The sequence below is a fragment of the Brotonthovivens ammoniilytica genome, assembly GCF_025566885.1.
Classification (GTDB): Bacteria; Bacillota; Clostridia; order Lachnospirales; family Lachnospiraceae; genus Brotonthovivens; species Brotonthovivens ammoniilytica.
In genome coordinates this window covers 2,501-24,030 of record NZ_JAOQJQ010000010.1, presented here as the reverse complement: position 1 = coordinate 24,030, position 21,530 = coordinate 2,501, and the positions used below count along the sequence as shown (strand labels likewise).

Here is a 21,530-nt window from a genome sequence, read left to right as displayed (position 1 = left end):
GCTGCCGGTTTTTGCCGGCAGCTGTTTTAGTGTTACAGAATGCTGGTGTTCTGTAAGCGCATAAAGCGGAGGAGAAGGGATTTGAACCCTTGCGCCGGTACTGCCGACCTACTGGTGTTCGAAGCCAGACCCTTCAGCCACTTGGGTACTCCTCCAGAATCAATATCTTTATTATTATAAAAGTAATATGAAGATGCGTCAATATGTTTTTTGTCCTCCAGAATGTAAAAAATAATTGCTGTTAATACAGATAAAAAGGCACCGATTTTCAAGATGGCAGATGTCTGTATTACAGGTGATATGTATGAAGTTATGGAAAAACTGACGGACTGTTTCTTTTAGGAACAGTGCCGTCAGTTTTTGTCAATTTACAATGTGGAGAAACCTTTTTATCATATAGACATACCATCAGAGATTTTGATGATACAAAACCAGGCATCCCAATGCAGACGGTTACTGTAAAACAAAATAAGATGGAGGATGAGTATGATAAAACAAAAGTATCCACATTTAATGGCGCCTTTTTCGGTAAAGGGAATTGATTTTAAAAACCATATTTTTCTGCCGCCGTGTGCCCTGTCCCATGTAACATATGGCGCCCCCAATGATCTGGGGATTGCATATATGGAAGAGAAGGCCCGGGGCGGTGCGGCGCAGGTGACTCAGGGAAATATTACCGGTCCGGGAGGATACGGTGATAACGGAGGACATTTTAACCGATATTTTACCAATTGCTTTACGGATATGGCGTTCACGGAGCTGGCAACTGCCATCAAAGAGCATGGCTGTGTGGCATCTGCAGAAATCAATCATGCGGGGTTTATGGCCGGTCTGGCAGAAAACAGCAATACGCCGCCTATGAGCTCCATGGGATTTATCCGTCCTGATGGAGTAAAGGTTGTTCAGATGACGGAAAAAATGATTGATGATGCCATTACATATTATGCCAATATTGCAAAGTTTTTAAAGGACTGCGGGTTTCAGATGTGTATGGTTCACGGGGGTCATGAAATGCTGATCAACCAGTTTATGTCGCCGCACTTTAACCGCCGGACAGACCGGTGGGGGGGCAGTCCACAGAACCGGATTCGTTTTCCAAAGATGATTCTGCAAAGGATCAGAGAATTGTGTGGTGAAGAGTTTTTAATTGAAATGCGTATTTCAGCGGTGGATCACTGTGAGGATGGAAAAAACATAGAGGAAAGCATTTACTTTGTGCAGGAATGCGGTGATCTGATGGACTTTGTACATATTTCAGCCGGGTGCGGACCGGATAAAGCATATCTGACCCAGGAAGTATGTTTTCAGCCGGAAGGTTTAAATATTCAGTATGCGCAGGCAATGAAAGAAGCCGGTGTAAAACCTCTGGTTGTAGTGATGGGCGGAATTGTATCACCGGAGGTGGCAGAAGGATTTCTGGCGGAAGGAAAGGCAGATGTAGTGGCCATGGCCAGGGCGCTGATGGCAGATCCTCAGCTTCCAAATAAAGTCCGCAGAAATCAGGAAGAGGATATTGTGCCGTGCTTAAGATGTAATCATTGTCTTGGCTCCAATAAGACGGCCTTTTTTGAGGCAAAATGTATGGTAAATCCTCATATGGCTCACGAGCACCGGACAAGATTGATACCGCCAGCTGACTGTTCAAGAAAAGTTCTAATCGTCGGGGGAGGTATTGCCGGCATGAAAGCTGCCATGACTGCAGCGGACAGAGGACACAGGGTCATACTTGCGGAACAAAGTCCGGAATTGGGCGGAGCCATTAAATTTGCAGATTATGATTCGATTAAAGTGCAGCTAAAAAAATATAAGGACTATTTGATTCGACAGGTGTCAAAAAGAGAGATTGATATCCGGATGAATACAAAGGCCGGCAAGGAACTTGTTCAGAAGGTGCAGCCGGATGCAATTATTGTGGCAGTGGGTGCAAAACCGATAATTCCGGATATTCCGGGGATTCAAAAAGAAAATGTTATGTATGCCGTGGATGCATACTTTCAGCCGGAAAAGGTGGGAAAAAAAGTTGTAATTATCGGCGGAGGGCTGGTGGGCTGTGAAGTAGGTGCGCATCTGGCCAATACCGGACATTTGGTGGACGTACTGGAAATGGGACCGGAGCTTGCACCGGAGGACAATCCGTTTCATCATTTTGGTATGCAGGCTTACTGGGCAGAGCGGCCTATTTTGGGGCATGTGAATACGAAGGTGACAGAGGTCACGGACCAGGGAGTAAAGGCAGTCTGTGAAGATGGAAAGGAGATACTGTTTGATGCGGACACAGTGATATACTGTGTTGGTCTGCGGGCGGATACATCCGTCACAGAAGAAATGAAAAAATATTGCTATGATGTAGTTCCGGTAGGAGACTGCGTCAGAAGCGGAAGAATCGTGGACGCAGTAGAAACCGGCTATCATGCGGCCATTGATTTGGCATAAGTTTAAAGAGGGTGTTCCTGTCTGTGCGGGGCACCCTCTGTTTTAGCGGCCGGATAAAGATCAGGAAAAGGTAGACAGCAGTGCGCCTAAGATCAGCGGAAGCAGAGGGTTTTTATTTGCCTTTTTAAAGATCAGACAGACATAGAAAGTTTCCAGCACATCAGAAATAGGGAGCAGTTTAAAGCCCAGATTCCGGCCAAGCATTGTACTTTTGGGGAGGATGGAGACTCCGCGGTTAATACCGATCTGGAAAAAAACGTCTTCCAGTCCGTCTGCATTATAATAATTCGGGAAATACAGTTCTACAATTTTGCCAAGCAGTGCCATATCTGTATTAATAGTGCCGACTCTTGGGGGAAAGATAATACATTCTTTCTGCAGATCCTTCAGGCTGACAACATCTCTTAAGGCCAGGGGATGCGTAGGGTTTACAATCACACAAAAGGAATCTTCAAAAAGGTTCTTGCATGTAAAATCTTCCATATCTTTGGGCAGCAGATAAGAAAAGCCAATACCGATATCCGCCTGTTTATTTTGCAGAATGTCGGGAATGCGTAAGGGTTCTGTATGGCTGAAAATAAAATTAATATCCGGGTGTGCCATTCCGATTTTTGACAGAGTTGCAAAGATTTGAGTTTCGTACAGCGGAGGCATACACAGGGTGATAGTGCCCTGGATGGAGTTTTCCACAAAGTGAATCTGCTGTCTGGTATTGTGCCATATTTTTTGAATGTAGGTGCCCTGTTCTACCAGATATCTGCCGGCCGGAGTAAGGTGCAGTGTGTTTTTATCCCGGATAAACAAACGGGTATTCAGCTCTGCCTCTAAAGCGGCTATGCTTTTGCTCAGGGCAGAATGACTGACATAAAGCTCTGTTGCGGCCCGGGACAGATTCTGGTATTTGGCAGATTTTAAAAAATATTCCAGCTGGTCAAAATTCATAATAAAATGTGCTCCTTTCTGATTCCTGTGAATCAGATTTTTAGGGTACTTGTTTTTGGGTCAGTAATGTTTAAAAAGATGCAGGTAATTAACATTAAAATAACAGATCACAGCCGTCGGTTCAAGAAATGATACCTGATATTCCAGCGTGAAATTTTGGAACAACGATCTCCCTTTTATTCAATATGCAGAAACTGTCAGAGCGGGTATGATGTTATTACAACGTTAGTTAAAAGCAAAACTGGCGGATGGAATGCATTGGGATGCAAGAATACAGGGAGGAAGACAAATGACTGTTGAAGAACGTTTAGAAAGACTGGAAAAAGAACTAAGGATAACGAAACATGAGCTTGCCAGAGCCCAGGCAGTGACTGAGATCGCCAATACAATGGCGCGTTACAACTACTACCACTCAGGGGGGCGCCAGAGAGAATGTCTAGATCAGTTTGCTATGAGAACGCCAGGTGTGGCTATTGAAATTGCCATGTGGGGACAGTACCACGGTCCGGAAGGGCTTTATGAAAATTATGTGGAGGGGATTGCCAGACATGAGGAAGCCGCCGGGGACGGCAGAAAAGGATGGTATTGTGAACATCCCATCTACAATCCGTTGATAGAGGTTGCCGCTGACGGGAAGACAGCCAAAGCGGAATGGCAGACCTTTGGTCCTGAGACGGCCAAAGCCAATCCGGCAGATCCGGCCTGTGAATACGATCCAAACTGGATGTATGGAAAGTTCCAGGCAGATTTTATTCTTGAGAACGGACACTGGAAGATCTGGCATCTGCAGGTTATGCCTGATATTATGTGTCCTACCTGCGAACCGTTTACAAAACAGAAGCCTCATGATGATTTTATTCCTGAAGATATGCCAGGTTTTGGGGACCGTGTGAAGTCATTTTGTGAGGAGTATGACGTTAACAAGGTGCGGAAATTCTGGCCGCAGCCGCCGGAGGCATATGATACATTTGAGGGTTCTAGGATGCATGCGCTGCATAAACCTACAAAAGAAGATCAGATAGAATATTCCTATCAATATAATGATTTTACACTAGAAGAGTATATGGCGTATCTGGAGGCGAAAGATCCCTGGAAAGAGTAGCGGATTTCAAAGAACCGGAATACTTTGTGGAGGAGGATTCAGATGAAAAAATTTAATTTTGGTATAAAAGGCTGGGGAATTATCATTTTTTGTTTCTTTTTATTCTGGGTGGGGTCCGGATGCCCGGTTACATCTTTGAATGTCATTATGGAGGAATATCACCAGATGTATGGGTGGGATGTATCTGTGCTGAACAGTTTCGGCACAGTGGCCAATCTGCTGTCTATTGCGGCCGCAGCATTTTTCGGCTGGTGGTGCAAAAAGAAAGGCCCAAAGACACTGATTTTTGCAGGCTGTATAGTAGGCGCGCTTTCCATGTTTATGTGGGGGCGGGTGGAATCGGTTGCTTCCTATGCGGCGTGGTATACAATTTGTGTTATTGCCTCCAGCGCATATTGTCAGATCGGCCTGGCCTCTTTAATTGCCAACTGGTTTCCAACAAAAAAAGGACTGGCTATGGGAATTGTAACGCTGGGTTCCTGTATGGTGGGGTGTACCTATATTAAAAGCCAAAATGTTATGATTGACCATTTCAGCTTTGAAGCCTCTTTTGACTTGTATGCTGCAGGTTTTGTAATACTTGCAGTTGTGTGTCTGCTGCTGGTAAAAAATGATCCTGAAATGTGCGGTGTATTTCCCGATAATGATCAGAGTATGACAAAAGAAAAGGTGGAGGCTATGCATCAGGAAGGGATTCTCTATCGGCAGTCCAGTCCGTGGACAGTAAAAAAACTGTTAATGACCAAAGAAACATGGTTTGTGGGAATCGGAGGCGGCGTGCTGGTTATGTTTACCATAGGTATTATGAGCAGTTTTATTCCCATGTGTAATTATGCGGGAATTGAGACGCCGAAAGCCGTATTTTTAATGGGAATTACTTCCTTTGTGGCCATGCCGGCTTCTGTTATATGGGGAATAATTGATGAGTATATTGGCAGCCGGAAAACCTGCATTGCCATGTTTATATATTTTATTATTTCGGTTATCTTTGCACTGATACCTAATCCCGGGACTATGATACTTGCGATTGTTATGTTTGCCAGTGTAATGGGAGGTGCCAATAATCTTGCGGTATCTATGACTGCCTCTGTCTGGGGACGTTATGATTTTGATTCTGCGTGGACCGTTGTGTTCATTCTAAATACGCTGGTGAGATCCTTTGGATTTGTAATTGTGGGCAGTCTGGCTGCTATAACAGGAAGCTTTACAAGTACATTTATCGGTTTGATTATCTGTTCTGCAGCGGGAGCAGTTTTAATGGTGCTTTGTACAAAGAAGCCCCTTGGAAGGACAGATTTATATCTGCAGAAAGAAAGCTGAACAATGACTGGGGAGGAGGTATTTAGGTGGTACAACAAAGAGTAAATAGTCCTGGTTTTGCAGGAACGCTGGCCATGCTGAGTCTGACGCTTATGGGGCTTGGATCTAATGCAATTACACCGGCGCTGGCAACGTTAGCTGATCACTTTGAAGGAAGGGATGTATCTTTTATACAGACCATAGCTACATTAAGTATGGTGGCGGGCTCTCTGGCGGCAGGAGCTGCTGCAGGAAAAAGAATGAAAATAAAAACCCTTGCTCTTTTGGGAAGTCTACTTTGCCTTGTTTTCGGGATTCTGCCAGTATGGATTGACAGCTATGGCTGTATTCTGCTGGTAAGGCTGGTATTCGGATTTGCACTGGGAGTAATATCTCCTCTTGGGAATGCGCTTATTATGACACATTTTAAAGGGAATAAGCAGGCGGCTTTAATTGGCATCGGCACATTTTCTATGAATATCGGAGGAATTGTTTTTCAGATGCTCAGTGGTGTGCTGGCCGATATATCCTGGCAGCTTTCATTTCTGGGACATTCATTTTTCATTGTGGCAGTTGTAATGGCATTTTTTCTGCCAAAGGAGGAACTGATAAAGCAGGAGAAATCCTATGTCCAAAAAAAAGCAGGAGAAAAAATAAATTTAAAGACCGTAATGTTCATCGGTGGTCTGCTTTGTATCTTTCAAATTGTAAATTTAAGCGTAATGATGAGTGCGTCAACTATTTATGATATACGCGGAGCAGGCGGCGCTGCAGCCGCCGCGGCCGCTCTTACCGCATTTTCTGTGACAGGGATGTTTGCGGGGCTGCTTTTTGGAATGGTTTTTAGGCGGGTGAAAAGATTTATATTTTTTATAGCCTTTATCTTTGTGGCTTTGGGGGCATATATTATCCTTACCGGCTCCTCCGGTTTGATTATGGGGCTTGGGTATGCTCTTATTGGAATTGGATTTAACTGGCAGTTTGCCGCCTTTACCGGCTGGATTGGTATATCCACACCCCAGTCTACCATCAGCGCAGGTACATCTATTGTGCTGGCGATGATGAATCTGGGAGGGTTTTTCAGTTCTTTTTGGATGATGGCACTTGGAGGAAACCTGACAAGCATATTGCTGGCGGATGTGGTTCTATGTATTTTGCTGGCCGTGCTGCTGCTGGTGATCAATCCTTTCAAAGGTAAAAAATAAATATCAGAAAAACAAAAGGGACCGGGAGCTATGATTGATTCCCGGTCTGTTTTGTTTTTTTCAGGGAGAATTGAATGCTGAAAAGTATTGACAAAATTACTTTTAATAGTATACTGAAAATATAAAAGTAATTTAAAACGTACATTATGGGGTGAGAAAAATTGCTAGACTGTGGTAAATGGGAACGTGGAGGTGGTAGGCTAAATCGAAAACAAAAGTACGGTTAAAAGTATATTTGAGGAATTTCTGGTAAGGAACAAAAAGACAAGAGAAAAAGGAGAAGAAAGATGAAGAAGAGACAGATATCTATCATACTTTGTTTCGCTGTGGGGACAGCGCTGATGGCAGGCTGCGGTACGCAGTCAGAGGAACGTAAAACCGGCGAAAATACATCATCTAGTGGGTCTAAAGAAGCTTCGAGGGACGGTGATTCAATTATTACCGGTTATACATGGATGGCGGAAAATGAAACGGATGCCATGTATTATAAAGACTATGAGGAAAAATTGGGGGAAGTAACAAAAGAGATGGTTCCCAAAGATTTTTCCATTGGAGTTGTATCTATGGCCTCATCTAACGATTACTGGATTAATCTGAATCAGGGAGTAAAAGAACGGTGCCAGGAGCTTGGAATTGAAGTCGCTGTGGAATATGTGGAGGGTCCTACTGATTATGAACAGACGCTGACAAATGCGGAAACCCTGTATAATGCAGGCTACAGCGCCTATATCTTCAGCCCTGAAAATGAAACCTGCCTGGAGGAGATTACAAGAAAAATTGTGGGGGAAGGATATCCCGTTATTAATGCTTATTGCTGTGAGATCAATGATGCCACCTGCTTTATCGGTTCTTTGGATAGTGAAACCGCCAGGATGGCAGCAGATCTGGCCATTGAGCTTTTGGACGGAAAAGGAACGGTTGCAGTAGCTGAGGGTGATGTGGCAGCAAAACTGGCACAGACAAGAACAAATTATTTTATTGACCGTATTGAAAAGAACTCAGATATCAAAGTGGAAGAGATTCCGGCTCAATGGAATCCTACAACAGCAAGAACTATGACAACGGATCTTTTGACAGCTAACCCCGACGTATCCTTTATCTGGTGCAATAACGATGATCTGGGACTTGGTGTATATGAAGGGCTGCGGGAGGCCAATGCCATTGACGACTGCTATGTAGTATCCATGGACGGCACAAAAGCCGGTCTTTCATCTGTGGCATCCGGGGAAGTTTATGCTACATACTGGAATAATCCCAAATTAATCGGAAGATTATCTGTAGATGCCTGTGTCAGAGCCGCTGTGGGGCAGGATATACCAAGGGTAGTGACCACGGATGTGGAGCTGGTAACAAAAGAAAATGTAGAAGATTATCTGGAAAAATAGCTGCATTCAGACCATATTGCGTATAGATATGGGGGAAATGCCGGGGCCGTATTTGCTGCGGCTCCGGCTGAAAGGATACGTGTGATATGGAACATATATTGGAATTAAAAAATATTTCTAAAAGTTTTCGAAATACAAAGGCACTAGATGGGGTTTCGCTGACGTTGTATCCGGGAGAAATACATGCGCTGCTTGGAGAAAACGGTGCCGGGAAATCCACTGTGCTGAATATCATATCCGGGACTTATCTGCCGGATGCCGGAGAAATGATCTATAAAGGTGAAAAGACAACAATGGAATCACCTATGTATGCAAGAAAGAAAGGCATTGTTATGGTTCACCAGGAGCTTCAGCTGGTTCCGGAGATGACTGTATATGAAAATATTTTCCTGGCAGATGAAATTGTAAATCCGATTACGAAATTCATAGATTATAAAAAAATGGAGAGCAAGGCAGATGAACTGTTAAAGAGAGTAGACGCCGACTTTAAAAGCTGTGTAAGTGTAAAATCACTGAGTATTGCTCAACAGCAGATGGTTGAAATTGCCAAAGCTCTTCATCTGAATTCGGATGTTATGATTCTAGATGAACCAACCTCCAGTCTCACAGACAAAGAAATAGAAAAGCTGTTTGTGATCATGGAGAAGCTGCGGGCGGAGAAAAAAGCGTTGCTATTTGTGTCCCACAGAATGGAAGAAATTTTTAGAATTGCAGATAGGATTACAATTTTCCGGGACGGGAAATTCATTGATTCTATGCCTGCTAAAGGCGTTGGAAGAGAGGAATTGATTTACAAGCTGACCGGAAGAAAGATTCAGAGTGTTTTTAATACGGAAAGCCTGAAAAAACCGGAAGGGATAGCACTTTCTGTAAGGAATCTAAAGGATGCTGCCGGAAAAATTGCAGGGGACGGTGTGAGTTTTGATTTATATAAAGGAGAAATTCTTGGATTTTCAGGTCTGGTAGGTTCCGGGAGAACAGAAACTGTGCGATTGATTTTCGGAGCGGATAAGATACGCTCCGGTGAAATAAAAATAAATGGAAATACGGTTAAAATAAAATCTATTCGGGACAGCATAAAACAGGGAATTGCTTTGATTCCGGAAAATAGAAAGCTGGAGGGTTTTGTGGGAACAGCAAAAAATATGAACAATATTGGAATGTGCTCCTATGACCGGTTAAAGCGCGGACTGCTTTTTGATAGAGACATTTTGAAAAATGCCAAAGAGTATATGAAGAAACTGCATGTAAAGCCAGAGGATCCCATGAAACATACGCAAAATTTAAGTGGGGGAAATCAGCAGAAAGTAGTGCTGGCAAAATGGCTGTGTACCGGGCCGAAAATCCTGATTATGGATGAACCCACCAGGGGAGTGGATATTGGTGCAAAAGAGGAAATCTATAAACTGATGAACGATTTAACCAGACAGGGGGTTTCCATTATTATGATCTCTTCCGAACTTCCTGAGATCCTTATGATGAGCAACCGGATTATGGTGATGTTTGAAGGGAAAATGAATGCCATTATTAACCGGGAGGATGCCACAGAAGAGAAAATACTGAATTATGCAATGGGAGGTACATCATGATGGAAAGAAAAAATTATCAGGCTGCGGCGTCCGGCCAGGCCATAGGTATTAAAAAGCTGCTGAATAACCGGCTGACCGGCATTGTATTGGTGCTGATTTGTATGATTGTAGTTCTTTCCCTTGCAACAGACAGCTTTCTGACACCCAACAATCTTCTGAGTATTATGAATCAGGCCTCGCTGAAAGGAATCCTGGCTATTGGGATGACGTTTGTAATTGTGGGAGCCGGAATTGATTTATCGGTAGGAGCTTCCATGTCTATCTGCGCTATGTTTTTAGCAGATTTCCTTGTAAAATATGGATTTGAAAAAATATGGCTGGCAGTTTTGGTATGTTTTCTGGCGGGAACTGCCTGTGGTCTTATTAATGGTCTGCTGGCGGCTTATTTAAAACTTCCGGAATTTTTACTGACCATGGGAACTATGAGTATATTTCGAGGATTTGACTATGTGTATACAAACTGTCAGACGATACGGGGAATGGATCCGCGGTGGATCAATTTCTGGAATGCCGGGATTCCCTGGCCGGCAATTTTTATGATGGCGCTTGCGGTGGCCGCATGGCTGGTGATTAAATATACAAAATATGGCCGGTATGTGTTTGCGGTTGGAGGAAATGAAAATGCCAGCAGGCTTTCCGGAATTAATACAAAGAAAATAAAGTGTGTAAATTATATGGTTATGGGATGGTGCTGTGCTCTTTGTGCCATTGTCTATGTGGGAAGGATGTCTTCGGCGGAAGCGGCGGCCGGGGATGGATTTGAACTGACGGCCATTGCGGCTGCGGCTATTGGCGGCGCCAGCCTGGCGGGCGGCCGGGGAAGTATCGCCGGAGCAGTTATAGGTGCGCTGATTCTGTCGGTTTTATCAAACGGACTTACATTGCTGAGGGTAAGTTCCTATTACCAGACGATGTTTACAGGTGTAATCATAGTTGTGGCAATTTTAATTGACCGCTTTACACAAAAGGACTAAAATTCTCGTAATGCTTTGACATCAGGGGAACATAACTGTAAAATATACCCAGAGATATATAAACAGGGAAGCGCAGGGATATGTGATGTCATCAAATTTATCAATGTTTTATCAGAAAAACGGTATTACGGTAAGAAATCTGTCCAGGGATTTGCTATGCCTTTCAAAAGGAGAGGTTATGACATCCATCGCAGAATATACAGAGCGTTTTTGTGTATCACGCTGGACGATACAGACTGCGATTCAGTTCCTTCTGGAAAATGAATGTATGCAAATAGAAAAGCATGGTCCGAAAGGAACACTGATTGTAGATCTTAACAGAGAGAAGCTATGGAAATATGCAGACCTAAAGCCGCTGGTGGGCTTTGCCCCTCCACCGTCCACCTATATACATGATTCTCTGTATACCGGACTGGCAGCGGCCGTTGCAAAAACAGATCTGCCTGTTAATCTGGGATATATGGTTCCGGCAAGTCTGCGTATTGATTCTTTGAACAGCGGACGGTGTCATTTTGTTATAACATCAAGACTGGCGGCGGAACTGTTTCTTGAAAAGTATCCGGAAATCAGTGTCGCACTTATTTTAGAGGGAGCAAAATATACTGTGCCCTACCGGTTGTATGCAAGAAAAGGCAGAACACCAAAGGTGGAAGACGGAACGCGGGTAGGTATTTATAATGAAGCGATTGAACAAAGTTATCTTACAGAGCGCCTGTGCCAGGGAAAAAATGTGATCCGGAAATACGGGAATTACCATGGGTGCCTGGAACTGCTTGCCAAAGGTGAGATAGATGTATTGGTACAGCGGGGGGATATTGATAAATATCCCCTGCAGGAATGTGCCTATTGCGAATTGACAGATCTTGGAGTAGATCAAGAGGTAGTGCTGCCCGTTATTTTGTGCAGTCAAAATGACTATGGGGTGGAGGTACTGTTAAAAAAGATGCTGGATGTGGAATATATTGCCAGCATTCAAAAAGAAGTTCTGGATGGGAGCCGGGCGCCAAGTTATTATTAGCCTGATTCTGACTGCCGGATTTCTTTGCAAAATAAAAACGGGTGTAAAAGCAGACGCTGTTTTGCAGGTGGATCATCATTTGCAAAGGGGCGTCTTCTTATTGTGATATTGGTTGATTGTTATTGTTTTAGAATGAAAAATGGACTATAATATCTACAGTTATCTGGATACATAAAAATGTACCTATTTATAGTATAATCGGAAGGAGTATAGCTTATGAAAAGAATCGGAATGCTTACAAGTGGAGGAGATTGCCAGGCATTAAATGCGGCTATGCGCGGTGTGGTAAAGGGACTGAGCAATAGTTTAAAAGAGCTGGAAGTGTATGGATTTTTTGATGGTTATAAAGGACTTATATATGGAAATTACCGTCTGCTGACTGCGGCAGATTTTTCCGGAATACTCACAAAGGGAGGAACCATCTTAGGGACTTCCAGACAGCCCTTTAAACAGATGAGAGTGCCGGATGAAAATGGTGTGGATAAGGTGGAAGCAATGAAACATACATACCATAAACTGAATCTGGACTGTCTGGTGATTCTGGGGGGGAACGGAACCCAGAAAACAGCTAATCTTTTGCGGGAAGAGGGGCTGAATGTGATTCATCTTCCAAAAACAATTGATAATGATATCTATGGAACCGATGTTACATTTGGATTTCAGAGTGCGATTAATATCGCAACAGATGCCATTGATTGTATCCATACCACAGCAGCATCCCATAACCGGATTTTCATTGTGGAAGTTATGGGCCATAAAGTGGGGTGGCTGACACTGTATGCTGGAATCGCCGGGGGAGCGGATATTATTTTGATTCCTGAGATACCATACAGTATTGACAAAGTGATAGAAGCAGTGGAAAAACGCAGTCAGGCAGGGAAGGGCTTTACTATTCTTGCGGTGGCAGAAGGTGCAATTTCCAGAGAGGATGCAAAACTCTCTAAAAAGGAATATAAGGAAAAGCTGAAAAAAAGAGAATTTCCGTCTGTGTCTTACGAGCTGGCGGCGCGGATTGGAGAAAGAATTGGAAACGAAGTGAGGGTTACCGTACCAGGACATATGCAGCGGGGCGGCAGTCCGTGTCCTTATGACAGAGTTTTGTGTACGCAGCTGGGAGCAGCGGCAGCTAAGCTTATATTAGATAATGATTACGGATATATGGTAGGAATGGTTAATGGTAATACACAAAAAGTGCCATTGGGAGAGGTTGCCGGAAAGTTAAAGATGGTGGAACCGGATTCCCAGATCATTGACGAGGCGAAAGCTGTTGGAATCAGGTTTGGCGATTAAATTACCTGTCTGTATCGGAGAATATGAGGATTTAGTACTGCAGATAGCAGTGCCGTAATAAAAAAGCGCAGGAAGGAGACAGAAAATGTCATATACAGCGTTGTATCGAAAGTACCGCCCGGCTGAGTTTGAAGATGTAAAAGGGCAGGATCATATTGTTACGACCCTGAAAAATCAGATAAAAGCAGAACGAATTGGACATGCATATCTTTTCTGCGGAACCAGAGGAACGGGAAAAACAACTATTGCAAAGATTTTTGCAAAAGCAGTAAACTGTGAACATCCGGTGGATGGAAGCCCCTGTGGTGAATGCCCATCCTGCAAGGCTATTGCGGCCGGAACTTCTATGAATGTTATTGAAATTGATGCGGCTTCTAATAATGGCGTTGACAATATCAGAGAGATTAGAGATGAGGTTGAATATTCACCTACAGAAGGCAAGTATAAAGTATATATTATAGACGAGGTTCATATGCTTTCTATTGGTGCATTTAATGCTCTTTTAAAAACATTGGAAGAACCGCCGTCTTATGTTATATTTATTTTGGCTACAACAGAGTCTCATAAAATTCCCATTACGATTATGAGCAGATGTCAGAAGTATGACTTTAGAAGGATCTCAATTGACACAATTTCGGCCCGCCTGCAGGAACTGATGGATGAGGAAGGCACAGAAGTGGAAGGTCGTGCAATCCGTTATATTGCCAAGGCGGCAGACGGCTCTTTGAGGGATGCGTTAAGTCTTCTTGACCAGTGTATCGCATTTTTTCTGGGGCAGAAACTGACCTATGATCATGTTCTGGAGGTGCTTGGGGCAGTGGATACAGAGCTGTTCAGCAGGCTGCTTCGCAAAGTGATGGAAAGTGATGTGGCAGGGGCTATGGAGCTTTTGGAAGAACTGGTAATTCAGGGAAGAGATTTGGGACAATTTGTGTCGGATTTTACCTGGTATCTGAGAAACCTTCTGCTGATGAAAAGCTCCGATGATATGGAAGATATGCTGGACATGTCGTCAGAGAACCTGATGCTGTTAAAGGAAGAGTCTCAGATGATTGACGGTGAAGTGCTGATGCGCTATATTCGTATTCTGTCAGATCTATCCGGACAGCTTCGTTTTGCGGTGCAGAAAAGAATTTTAATAGAAATTGCATTGATTAAACTGTGCCGTCCGGCTATGGAGACACAGCAGGATGCACTGTTAGACCGGATAGCCCAGATTGAAAAGAAGATAGCACAGGGAATTGTGCCGGCCTCTGATCTGCCTGCAAAGGCAAATGATATTCAGAATGTCAGCCAGGAAAAGCCAAAGATGCCCGATGCGCTGCCGGAAGAAATACAGAAACTGATTGTAAATTGGAATACAATGCTTTTGGAGCTTCATCCAAGATACCGTATGGACTTATCTCCGGCAAAATCTATCAGTCTTGGTATCAAAGGCAGTGGAGAGGGACAAAAAGCCGTTGGGCTTGAGCCTGGGAATGGAAATGAGCTTGTGCTTACCTTCAGCCGGGAACGGGAATATGCTTATCAGGAAATCAGTATGGAAGAGCATAAGCAAATAATAGAAGATACATTTACTAATGTAATAGGAAAACAGGTAAAGCTAAAAGTGGTGCTAGATGAATCAGCCGGTGCCTTTCAGAATAAATATCATTCAGTGGAAGATTTCATGAATGTATTTGGAACGGCCGGTATTGAAATAGAAAATGAAGAAGAGTAATCAGGAGGATTAAAACATGGCAAAAAAAGGAGGATTTCCGGGAGGAATGCCGGGAAACATGAATAATTTAATGAAACAGGCACAGAAGATGCAGCGTCAGATGGAAGAGGCAACCAAAGAATTGGAAGAAAAGGAAGTTACAGCCTCTGCCGGAGGCGGAGCAGTGGAAGTTACTGTTTCCGGGAAAAAAGAAGTGGTCAAAGTAAAGCTGGCAGAAGAAGTAGTAGACCCTGATGATATTGAGATGCTGGAAGATCTGATTATGGCAGCTACCAATGAGGCTCTGCGTCAGGTTGAAGAGTTTTCACAGCAGTCTATGTCAAAGATCACTGGTGGCCTTGGGGGTATGGGCGGAGGATTTCCGTTCTAATGGATTATTACAGTAAACAGATTTCACAGCTGATTGAAGAACTGGCCTCACTGCCGGGAATCGGAAATAAATCGGCGCAGCGTCTGGCGTTTCATATTCTAAATATGCCAAAAGAAAGGGCGGACCGCCTGGCAGTCACGATTCAGGAGGCCAGAAATAATATTCGTTACTGTAAAACCTGCTGTACATTAACAGATGATGAAGAATGTCCCATCTGTAAAAATTCCGGCCGTAATCATAAAACAATTATGGTGGTGGAAAATGCCAGGGACCTGGCGGCCTATGAAAAGACGGGACAATATGATGGCGTATATCATGTACTCCATGGAGCTATATCACCGATGCTTGGAATAGGCCCAAATGATATTAAATTAAAAGAACTGATGAAACGTCTGCAGGGGGATGTGACAGAAGTCATTATTGCTACCAACTCCAGTTTGGAGGGTGAGACAACGGCCATGTATATCAGCAAGCTGATTAAACCCACAGGCATCAAAGTCTCAAGGATTGCCAGCGGCGTGCCGGTTGGCGGTGATTTGGAGTATATTGATGAGGTTACGCTTTTAAGAGCACTGGAAGGACGGATTGAGCTGTAAAATGGGCTTCCTTTTAACTGGGGCTAAGTGATATTGTATAGAGGTATAAAGCACAATAATATGTGAGAAAGGACTTTCTTATGACAAAACTAGAGTTACAAAAAACTGCTGTGGAAATTCGGAAAGGTATCCTGACAGGGGTACACAGCGCAAAATCCGGGCATCCGGGTGGATCTTTATCCGCTGCAGATATTTTTACATATCTGTATTTTGAAGAGATGAACGTTGATCCGGCCAATCCAAAAGCGGAGAACAGGGACAGATTTGTATTATCTAAAGGGCATGTAGCGCCTGGACTATATTCAACATTGGCAAACAGAGGCTATTTTCCGGTAAAAGATATGGAAACTCTGCGTCATGTGGGCTCTTATTTACAGGGGCATCCGGATATGAAGCATATTCCGGGAGTAGATATGTCCAGCGGTTCTCTTGGCCAGGGACTGTCAGCAGCAGTTGGGATGGCCCTTGCGGGAAAAATGGATCAAAAAGATTACCGTGTTTACGCATTGTGCGGCGATGGTGAAATCCAGGAAGGCCAGATCTGGGAAGCTTCTATGTTTGCAGGGCACAGGAAACTGGATAATCTTGTTGTAATAGTAGATAATAATGGGCTGCAGATTGACGGAAATGTAGATGATGTGTGTTCCCCGTATCCCATTGATAAAAAATTTGAAGCATTTAATTTTCATGTAATTAATATAGATGGTCATGATTTTGATCAGATAGCGGCAGCATTCAAAGAAGCGCGGGACACAAAAGGCATGCCAACAGCAATTATCGCAAAAACCGTAAAAGGAAAAGGTGTTTCCTTTATGGAAAATAAAGCAAGCTGGCATGGGGTGGCTCCAAATGATGAGGAATTTGCCAATGCAATGGAAGAATTACAGAAAGCAGGTGAAGCATTATGTCAGAAGTAAAGAAAATTGCAACGAGAGAAAGCTATGGTAATGCTTTGGTTGAACTGGGCAGAGCCCATGAAGATCTGGTGGTTTTAGATGCCGATCTTGCAGGAGCAACAAAAACAGGCGTGTTTAAAAAGGTATTTCCAGACCGCCATGTAGACTGTGGAATTGCAGAATCCAATATGGCAGGCATTGCAGCCGGATTGGCCACCTGCGGGAAAGTGCCATTTATGAGTTCTTTTGCAATGTTTGCTGCGGGCCGGGCATTTGAACAGGTGCGAAATTCCATTGGATATCCTCACTTAAATGTAAAAATCGGGGCAACACATGCGGGGATTTCTGTAGGTGAAGATGGTGCAACGCACCAGTGTAATGAGGATCTTGCGCTGATGCGTACAATTCCGGGAATGGTTGTAATCAATCCCTGTGATGATGTGGAGGCAAAAGCGGCGGTAAAGGCAGCTTATGAATATGAAGGTCCCGTATATCTTCGCTTTGGACGTCTGGCGATTCCGGTTATTAATAATGAAGAAGATTATAAATTTGAAATCGGTAAAGGGATTGTGCTCAGGGAAGGCGCAGATGTGACGATCGCTGCAACCGGACTTTGTGTAAATGAGTCCTTGGGAGCTGCAGAAATGCTGGCAAAAGACGGGATAGCTGCAGAAGTAATTAATATTCATACAATTAAACCTTTAGATGAGGAATTGATTATAGCTTCAGCAAATAAAACCGGGAAAGTTGTAACAGTAGAGGAGCATTCCGTAATTGGCGGTCTTGGAAGTGCTGTATGCGACTGTCTCAGTGAACATGCGCCGGCAAAAGTAATGAAAATAGGTGTGTATGATCGCTTTGGTGAATCAGGACCGGCGGCACAGCTTATTAAAAAATATGAATTGGATGCAGAAAGTATCTACAAAAAAGTAAAAGCATTTATATAATCAGGCAAAATAGAAAGGCTGTCGTTATTTAACGACGGCCTTTTTTGATTCTTTTGTCAGAAACTGCGAATTCTTCTTTCATAAAACGGCAAAAACGGCAGAAAAAGTATGATATTTTTTGAATATCTTATAATGTTATGCAGAGAAGAGGTGCGATTATGACAGAAATAAAAACGGAAACTTCGGATAATACAGAACAGAATCAGGTGCAGGATACATTTAGTTTGCCAAAGAACATCAGGCAGATGGGAACTCCGGGACAAAAACACAAATTTTACATAGAAGATTATGTTTATACATATTTACATACATTTTTAAAGGAAAAGCACAAAGAAGATACACTGCAGGCGGCAGTGCTGTTAGGGCGCTATGAGGTGTACCAAGAATGCCGCTACACATTTGTAAATGGCGCAGCGGCCTGTGATTTCTCTGTTTTTTATGAGGGCGCCGAGGGGCAGATTTTAGAAACAATTAGAGAACATTTTCCGGATTTGGTAATTGTTGGCTGGTATGTCCGGTGCAGCGGGCAGGATTCCCATGTGCAAAGTGTAATTAAGCATTATTATGCTGAAAAAGATTCTGCGATATCCCTGGCATTTGTATATGAAGATGAACTGGAAGATGAATTCGGGGTTTATGTGTGGGAGCAGAATGCCCTAAGAAGCCTGGATGGATTTTATATTTATTATGAAAAAAATCCACAGATGCAGGAGTTTTTAATTCGGGAGAAAGGTGGACAAGTGTCAGAAGCCTCAGAAACGTCAGAGGTGATACGGCCGCTGCCAAAACACAGGACTGCCTATGAAACAAAAGCTTCCGGGGAAGAATATAAGCTGCGTGAAAAAAAGAAACCGCAGAAATTTATCTATGCAGCCTGTGCGGCGGTTTTAATTGTAGTAACGGCGACAGGAATTACTCAGATAGGAGATTATCAGAATCTGAATAATTTTCAGAAGACAATACAGACGATGTCAGGAAATCTTTTAAACAGAACCAACAAAACGGAAAATGATAATAGTCAGGAGGAAGAAAAGTTATCCAGCGGAACAGACGAAAGTTCGAAGAATTTATCAGAAGAGGATGTAAATCATAATCAGACAGCTGCCTGGCAGGACCGAAACGAAGACATAGAGGAACAGCAGCAGACAGATCAGCAGGGGTCAAACTCAGATAACGAGGGAGACAGTGATAATAAAGAAGATAATTCACAGAAAAAAGACGCTGATAAAAATAGCACAAATAACACAGAGGCAGACAATACAGCAAAGAATTCCGCGGGAGATAAGGAGGATGAGACAAAAGCAGCAGACAGCCAGAAGGTTCTTTCTGAAAGCCAGAAAGCCTTAAACCAGGGGTATTATATAGTGAAAAAGGGCGACAGCCTCGTAACTATAAGCCGGAAACTATATAAAACAGATGCTATGGTTGATTCTATTTGTGCCGCAAATGGGATTGGAAATGTGGATGTTATATATGAGGGACAGAAATTGAAGCTTCCTTAAGAATATGTGAATTTCATTTTAAATATATAAATGTCGTGTTATAATATGCCATATCAGCCTGCGGGGATATGATTATTAGATGCTGTTTGTCAGGATGATAAAAGTTTAATAAAAATACAGAGGGAAAAATGTCGGATAAAAAAAACAGATTTTTACATGAAGTGAAGATAGACTGGGATGAAATAGAGCAGAAGGTTCGTGAGCATAAGAAGCAGAAGTTAAAGCAGGCCGCTGTAATAGCGGCCTGCTGTATCGCTGTTTTTGCGGTGGTTTATATATTTTTCCAGGTGAAAACATATAGCAAATACCGGGTGGTAAATACCATTGAAAGGTCAGATACTGAGGCTGCAAAATTCATACAGTTTAATGGGAATATTTTAAAATACAGTAACGATGGAGCTTTTTATACAGATATCAAAAATAACCTGATCTGGAATCAGACTTTTGAAATGCAGGAGCCATTGATGGCTCAGTGCGAAGAATATGTAGCATTTGCTGATAAAGGCGGCCAAAAAGTATATGTTCTAAATACAAGTGGTCTTAAGGGAACTGTGGAGACAAATATGCAGATTCAGAATATACAGGTGGCCAACCAGGGGACTATCGCTGTTCTGATGAAAAGTGAAGGCGCGTCATATATTGCATTATATAATAAAGAAGGGGACTGTCTTGCCGAGGGTGCACTTCATATGGAAAACAGTGGATATCCTATGGATATGGCACTTTCTAATGATGGTCAGAAATTAGCAGTTTCTATTTTGGATGTAAGCCAGGGAAGTGTACAGACAACGATTTCATTTTACAACTTTGGTTCAGTAGGACAGAATGAAATAGATAATATAGTAAATACGTGTTCCTATGCAGGGAATGTAATTCCGGAGATTGTTTTTGTAAATAACAACAGAATGCTGGCCTTTGGAGACAGTGGTATTATGATTTTTGAGGGAAGTGAAAAACCGGAAGAGAAGAAAACGATAAAAGTATCTGAAGAAATAAAAAGTGTGTTTTATGACAATTCGTATTTTGGCTATGTATACTCTGATAAAGAAAATGATAATAAGCGTAAAATGATGATCTATGATATGAAGGGAGCGCAGGTTACAGACGCGGAGCTTGGTATTAATTATGATGAAATATATTTTCTGTCCAATCATGAAATCTGTGTACAAAATAACAGTCAATGTGAAATATATACTCTTCATGGCATAAGAAAGTTTGTTTCCAAGTTTGACGAAAATTTATACTATGTTCTGTCCAGAAAGGGATTTAGGAATTATTCTCTTATGCTGGAAGGAGAAACACAGCAGATAAAATGTAAAATATTCAGCAGTGCACGTTAAGGAGCAGATAAATGAACTGGTTACTGGTAGTTGTTCTTATAATTATTGTGTTTGCCATGATTCGGGGATTTAACAGAGGATTCCTGCGGGTGTTGTATTCTCTTGTGGCAATTATTCTTCTGATTGTACTGGTAGGTTATGCAACTCCTCATGTCAGTCAGTTTCTGAAGGAAAATACAAAGATTTATACTTCGGTTTCTGATAAATGGGCGGATAAAATTCAAAATTCTATGGAGGGGGCAGTAGACAGTACCGCGCAGGGACAGCAGGAGACTTTAGATGAAGCGGGAATCCATCTGCCTAGTATTTTAGAAGATTACATATTTGGCGATGGAGTGCAAAAGGCGCAGCGCAGTATAGAGGAAACTGGTTTCTATCAACAGGCCGGTAATCAGATGGCGGATATTATTGTTGCTATTCTTGCGTTTTTGCTTGCTTTGTTTTTGGCGGTTATTATTGTGTGGATCATAGGCAAAGCCACGGATGTAGTGAATAAGATTCCAATTATCAAAGGAATAAACAGATTTTTGGGTATATTTGCAGGGGCGTTTCAGGGGTTTATAGTTGTATGGCTGCTGTTTTTATTCATTACTATGATAAGCGGAACGGAAATAGGAAAGGTGCTTGTCAGTTCTATAGAAGAAAATTCATTTTTAAGTATACTATATAATCATAATATACTGCTGGAAATATTCTCATGGATCTTCTAGCTGATGAATAGATATTGGGGTGCAGAATGCTTTGCACCCCAATATCTATAGAAAAGGAAAAAAGTGTAAAAAAAGTGTTAAAAGATGGTTGACAAAGGAGGAGGCTCATGCTATTATAATCAAGCTGACCGCGAGAAATGTAAAAACACTTCGAAGGTCAGAAAAAAATAAAAAAAGTTGTTGACAAAGCACTTTATAAATGATAAGATATA

18 protein-coding genes and 1 tRNA gene are annotated in these 21,530 nt (G+C 42.6%); 17 read left to right on the top strand and 2 right to left on the bottom strand.

The window, feature by feature from the left end:
- Positions 1–66 precede the first annotated feature (66 nt).
- Positions 67–155, bottom strand: a tRNA-Ser gene (locus OCV88_RS15605).
- 331 nt (positions 156–486) lie between these two features.
- Between OCV88_RS15605 and OCV88_RS15600 the strand changes: the two genes are divergently transcribed.
- Positions 487–2,433, top strand: a complete 1,947-nt coding sequence (locus tag OCV88_RS15600) for an NAD(P)/FAD-dependent oxidoreductase (RefSeq protein ID WP_262591491.1) — start codon at positions 487–489, stop codon at positions 2,431–2,433.
- 60 nt (positions 2,434–2,493) lie between these two features.
- Here the strand turns inward: OCV88_RS15600 and OCV88_RS15595 are convergent, their stop codons facing one another.
- A complete protein-coding gene (locus tag OCV88_RS15595) occupies positions 2,494–3,375 on the bottom strand; it encodes a LysR family transcriptional regulator (RefSeq protein ID WP_158426371.1) in 882 nt (293 codons plus the stop codon).
- A 289-nt stretch (positions 3,376–3,664) separates the two neighbouring features.
- Between OCV88_RS15595 and OCV88_RS15590 the strand changes: the two genes are divergently transcribed.
- From OCV88_RS15590 to OCV88_RS15515, 16 genes are all read left to right on the top strand, one after another.
- Positions 3,665–4,477 carry a nuclear transport factor 2 family protein gene (locus OCV88_RS15590; protein ID WP_262591489.1) on the top strand — a complete coding sequence of 271 codons (813 nt, stop codon included), beginning with the start codon at positions 3,665–3,667 and terminating at the stop codon, positions 4,475–4,477.
- Positions 4,478–4,519: 42 nt separating this feature from the next.
- A complete protein-coding gene (locus tag OCV88_RS15585) occupies positions 4,520–5,797 on the top strand; it encodes an MFS transporter (RefSeq protein WP_158426369.1) in 1,278 nt (425 codons plus the stop codon).
- A gap of 26 nt (positions 5,798–5,823) precedes the next feature.
- The gene (locus tag OCV88_RS15580) at positions 5,824–6,981 is read left to right on the top strand and encodes an MFS transporter (protein ID WP_158426368.1); all 1,158 of its coding nucleotides are present in this window, start codon (positions 5,824–5,826) and stop codon (positions 6,979–6,981) included.
- Positions 6,982–7,268: 287 nt separating this feature from the next.
- On the top strand, positions 7,269–8,366 hold the full coding sequence (locus OCV88_RS15575; protein WP_158426367.1) for a sugar ABC transporter substrate-binding protein: 1,098 nt from the start codon (positions 7,269–7,271) through the stop codon (positions 8,364–8,366).
- Between the two features lie 86 nt (positions 8,367–8,452).
- Complete coding sequence (locus tag OCV88_RS15570) at positions 8,453–9,955, top strand: sugar ABC transporter ATP-binding protein (RefSeq protein ID WP_158426366.1); 1,503 nt, start codon at positions 8,453–8,455, stop codon at positions 9,953–9,955.
- Positions 9,952–10,929, top strand: coding sequence for an ABC transporter permease (locus tag OCV88_RS15565; RefSeq protein ID WP_158426365.1), 978 nt, complete (start codon positions 9,952–9,954; stop codon positions 10,927–10,929). The genes OCV88_RS15570 and OCV88_RS15565 overlap by 4 nt, the downstream gene beginning before the upstream one ends.
- An 85-nt stretch (positions 10,930–11,014) precedes the next feature.
- A complete protein-coding gene (locus OCV88_RS15560; protein ID WP_158426364.1) occupies positions 11,015–11,947 on the top strand; it encodes a YhfZ family protein in 933 nt (310 codons plus the stop codon).
- Positions 11,948–12,163: 216 nt separating this feature from the next.
- Positions 12,164–13,237: a 6-phosphofructokinase gene (locus OCV88_RS15555; RefSeq protein ID WP_158426363.1), complete on the top strand. Its 1,074-nt coding sequence runs from the start codon at positions 12,164–12,166 to the stop codon at positions 13,235–13,237.
- An 85-nt stretch (positions 13,238–13,322) separates the two neighbouring features.
- The gene (gene dnaX, locus OCV88_RS15550; protein WP_158426362.1) at positions 13,323–14,957 is read left to right on the top strand and encodes a DNA polymerase III subunit gamma/tau; all 1,635 of its coding nucleotides are present in this window, start codon (positions 13,323–13,325) and stop codon (positions 14,955–14,957) included.
- Between the two features lie 16 nt (positions 14,958–14,973).
- Positions 14,974–15,327: a YbaB/EbfC family nucleoid-associated protein gene (locus OCV88_RS15545; RefSeq protein ID WP_158426361.1), complete on the top strand. Its 354-nt coding sequence runs from the start codon at positions 14,974–14,976 to the stop codon at positions 15,325–15,327.
- Positions 15,327–15,923, top strand: a complete 597-nt coding sequence (recR, locus tag OCV88_RS15540; protein WP_158426360.1) for a recombination mediator RecR — start codon at positions 15,327–15,329, stop codon at positions 15,921–15,923. The genes OCV88_RS15545 and recR overlap by 1 nt, the downstream gene beginning before the upstream one ends.
- An 80-nt stretch (positions 15,924–16,003) precedes the next feature.
- Positions 16,004–16,840, top strand: a complete 837-nt coding sequence (locus OCV88_RS15535; RefSeq protein ID WP_158426359.1) for a transketolase — start codon at positions 16,004–16,006, stop codon at positions 16,838–16,840.
- Positions 16,828–17,766 carry a transketolase family protein gene (locus tag OCV88_RS15530; RefSeq protein WP_158426358.1) on the top strand — a complete coding sequence of 313 codons (939 nt, stop codon included), beginning with the start codon at positions 16,828–16,830 and terminating at the stop codon, positions 17,764–17,766. Before OCV88_RS15535 ends, OCV88_RS15530 begins: the two co-directional genes overlap by 13 nt.
- Before the next feature lie 158 nt (positions 17,767–17,924).
- On the top strand, positions 17,925–19,268 hold the full coding sequence (locus OCV88_RS15525; protein ID WP_262591487.1) for a LysM peptidoglycan-binding domain-containing protein: 1,344 nt from the start codon (positions 17,925–17,927) through the stop codon (positions 19,266–19,268).
- 128 nt (positions 19,269–19,396) lie between these two features.
- Positions 19,397–20,608, top strand: coding sequence for a DUF5711 family protein (locus OCV88_RS15520; RefSeq protein ID WP_158426356.1), 1,212 nt, complete (start codon positions 19,397–19,399; stop codon positions 20,606–20,608).
- A gap of 11 nt (positions 20,609–20,619) precedes the next feature.
- Complete coding sequence (locus tag OCV88_RS15515; RefSeq protein WP_158426355.1) at positions 20,620–21,318, top strand: CvpA family protein; 699 nt, start codon at positions 20,620–20,622, stop codon at positions 21,316–21,318.
- Positions 21,319–21,530: the final 212 nt, after the last annotated feature.